Annotated in this window: 4 protein-coding genes and 1 pseudogene; 4 read left to right on the top strand and 1 reads right to left on the bottom strand. The window is 69.6% G+C overall.

Annotated elements, in window-relative coordinates; all coding sequences use genetic code 11:
* Nucleotides 1-190, top strand: a pseudogene (locus J5F18_RS02625) (hypothetical protein); the annotation flags it as partial.
* Nucleotides 191-249: 59 nt separating this feature from the next.
* On the top strand, nucleotides 250-990 hold the full coding sequence (locus J5F18_RS02620; RefSeq protein ID WP_346300797.1) for a class III extradiol ring-cleavage dioxygenase: 741 nt from the start codon (nucleotides 250-252) through the stop codon (nucleotides 988-990).
* 30 nt (nucleotides 991-1,020) lie between these two features.
* On the opposite strand, the gene J5F18_RS02615 is transcribed toward J5F18_RS02620, so the two are convergent.
* Nucleotides 1,021-1,830: a helix-turn-helix transcriptional regulator gene (locus J5F18_RS02615; protein WP_346300796.1), complete on the bottom strand. Its 810-nt coding sequence runs from the start codon at nucleotides 1,828-1,830 to the stop codon at nucleotides 1,021-1,023.
* A 168-nt stretch (nucleotides 1,831-1,998) separates the two neighbouring features.
* Between J5F18_RS02615 and J5F18_RS02610 the strand changes: the two genes are divergently transcribed.
* Entirely contained in the window at nucleotides 1,999-2,448 is a 450-nt protein-coding gene (locus J5F18_RS02610; protein ID WP_346300795.1) for a hypothetical protein, read from the top strand.
* A gap of 1 nt (nucleotide 2,449) precedes the next feature.
* Nucleotides 2,450-2,890 (top strand): tripartite tricarboxylate transporter permease (locus tag J5F18_RS02605; RefSeq protein WP_346300794.1); only part of this gene is annotated, 441 nt, incomplete at its 3' end.

The raw sequence follows: 2,890 nt of genomic DNA, 5'->3' as shown, positions 1-2,890 counted from the left end.
CTACACCCGCTGGGTGAGCCTGGCCCTGGTCCCGGTGCTGCTCGGCGCCACCTGGGTCCACCTCGGCAACGGCTGGGTCTTCTCCAACGCCGGTGGCGGTTGGGAGTTCCCCGCCTTCTGGACCCTGGTCCTGCTGGTGCAGGCCGGCCTCGGCAGCGGTAGTCTGACCCTGAACCGTCGCTTCGCCTGACACCCCCGACGCCTCGACGCCGTCCACCCGACGCCGCCTCCCCTAGGCGGCGTCGTCCCATGACCAGGAGATCGCCATCATGCTGCCCAGCCTCTTCATCTCTGGTCCTGACCCGGACGCCGGCCCATGACTTCCTGCGCGAACTCGGCCAGCGGCTGCGCCCGACGGCGGTGGTGGTGGTCTCGGCCCACTGGGCCAGCCGCCAGCTGCTGGTGAGCACCAGCGACCACCCCGAGACGATCCACGACTTCGGCAACTTCCCCCGCGAGCTCTTCGAGTGCCAGTACCCCGCACCCGGCGAGCCCGAGCTGGCCCGGCGCCTGGCCCGGGAACTCAATGCCCTGCCGGTGGCGCGCGGCCTGGACCACGGCGCCTGGGTGCCGCTGTCGCTGCTGTTCCCCGACGCCGAGGTGCCGGTGGTCTCGCTGTCGCTGCCGGTGCAGTGGTCCAACGCCGAGCTGGCGGCCCTGGGCGAGCGGCTCGCCGCGCTGCGGGACGAGAACATCCTGGTGATCGGCTCCGGCAGCCTGACCCACAACCTCTACGAGATGCAGCCCCAGGGTGCCGCCATGCCGGCCTGGGTGGGCGAGTTCACCGACTGGGTCGAGGCGCGCCTGGCCGAGGACGATCGCGAGGCCCTGCTGGCCTGGGAGTCGGCCCCGAAGGCCCGCGAGAACCACCCCACCCCCGAGCACTTCCAGCCGCTGCTGGTGGCCATGGGCGCCGGCGGGGCCGGCGAACGGCTGCACCACAGCGTGGAGCACGGCGTGCTGGCCATGGACGTCTACGCCTTCGCCTAGGCTGGTCCGACAGGTGCCTGCCGCAGGCACCTAGGGGTAGCGGGCCCGGAAATGCGGCTCGTCCGGCGCCACGTCGTTGCGTACAGCTGCCAGCAGCTCGGCATCCAGGGAGGGGTCGTCGAGGGCGAGCAGCCCGCATTGGGCCAGGGCCTCGCGCAGGCCCACCTGCTCGTCGAGACGCTCATAGAGGACCCGTGCGCAGCAGGGCATGCGCTCGCTGTTGTCCGCCACGCCGAGCTTGAGGCCGGTGAGCCGCTTCACCTGGCTCTGGAAACTCGGGAAGAGGATGGTCTGGGTGACCTCGTGGCCGTTGAGGGTCTCGTGATCCACCAGGAAGATGCGGTCGGCCAGCCTGACGGCCACGCCCTGGTAGCGGTTGTGACAGGGACGGGGATTGGCCGGGGTCTGCATGCGCTCGGTGCGCTGGTAGACGACGCCGCGCTCCCGTTCCTCCAGACACACCAGGGTGCGGATCAGGTGCCCGGGCCGCGACATCGAGTGGTAGTACTCGAAATAGCATCCCAGGTAGCGTGCCATGCCCTCGCGGCCGCGGTGCAGCAGCTCATCCGGCCAACCCACCCCCGCCTCCTGGGTCGACTCGGTCGGTCCCCGTCCCGCCTGCACCAGGGTGCAGAAGTCCTCATGGGGCAGATAGAGCTCATGCTCCTCCACGCCGAAGAAGGCGCAGAGGCGCCGCATGGCGGCATGCCGGGGACGGTAGCGCCCCGTCAGGTAACGGTTGAACTGGGCCCGATTGATCTCCAGCCGCCGGCACACCTCGGCGATGGAAGGGTAGTAGCCGCACAGCAGACGCAGGTTGGCGACGAAATCGTCATGCATAGGGAGGGTCCTCGGTGCCCGAGCGGGGGAGGTGGTGCAGTCTGACGCACTCAGCTTTGCGGATAGTGCACTGGAGTGCAACGGAGCGCCAAATCCCACCGCCGCCTGCAACTGCTTCAATTATTTCATGCGCTCGACACCTCAATAACAATGACCGAAGGCAACACCATGATACGCAAGAATTTCTGGTCCGGACTGGGCGTCAGCCTCGTCGCCCTGGTCCTCCTCACCTGGGTGATTCCCACCTGGGGCGGACGCGGGGCCGCCTTCGGCCTGCCCCCCCAACTGCTCGCCACCCTCGGCGCCTGGCTGATGCTCGGCTGCGCCCTGGCCCTCACCCTGGTCAGTGCCATCGCCCTCAGGCGCAGCGGCGAGCCCTTCGTCGCCCTGCCCAGCCTCGGCCACCTCTGGCACCAGGCCTGGCCCTTCCTCTATGTGCTGGCCTTCATCGTCGCCATCGACCGCGTCCCGCTCACCTGGGTCGCCCCGGCGCTGATCGCCGGCCTGCTGCTGATCCTCGGCGAACGGCGCTGGCACGTGGTGGCCCTCACCGCCGCCCTTCCCGCCGTCGGCCTCTACGGCCTGACCGTGCACCTGATGCGCATCGGGGTGGTGTGACATGATCGGATTCGACGCCATCCTCGCCGCCTTCGCCGACGCCCTGCACTATCACTCCATCGCCGTCATCCTCGGCGGCGTGCTGCTCGGCTACATCGTCGGGGTGATCCCCGGCCTCAACCGCGCCGTGGCCATCGCCATCGCCATTCCGCTGACCTTCTACATGTCTGCCTATGCGGCCATCGCCTTTTTGATCGGCCTCTCCAAGGGCACCGCCGCCGGCAGCGCCGTCTCGGCGATCCTGCTCAACACCCCCGGCGAGCCCTCCTCGGCCGCCACCTGCCTCGACGGCTTCCCCATGGCCCGCACCGGCAAGCCCCGCAAGGCCCTCAAGGTCGGCCTGCTCGCCTCGGTGATCGGCGACCTGCTGGCCACCCTGCTGCTGATCGCCGTGGTCATCCCCTTCGCCGCCGTGGCGCTGCGCTTCGGCCCCTACGAGCTC

Source organism: Halomonas sp. BM-2019 (genome assembly GCF_017584085.1).
This window is presented reverse-complemented; position numbering and strand designations above follow the sequence as displayed.

Coding starts and splice junctions, on each gene's coding strand:
- J5F18_RS02620 (WP_346300797.1), top strand. CDS start 250: ATGACCAGGAGATCGCCATCATGCTGCCCAGCCTCTTCATCTCTGGTC.
- J5F18_RS02615 (WP_346300796.1), bottom strand. CDS start 1,830: ATGCATGACGATTTCGTCGCCAACCTGCGTCTGCTGTGCGGCTACTAC.
- J5F18_RS02610 (WP_346300795.1), top strand. CDS start 1,999: ATGATACGCAAGAATTTCTGGTCCGGACTGGGCGTCAGCCTCGTCGCC.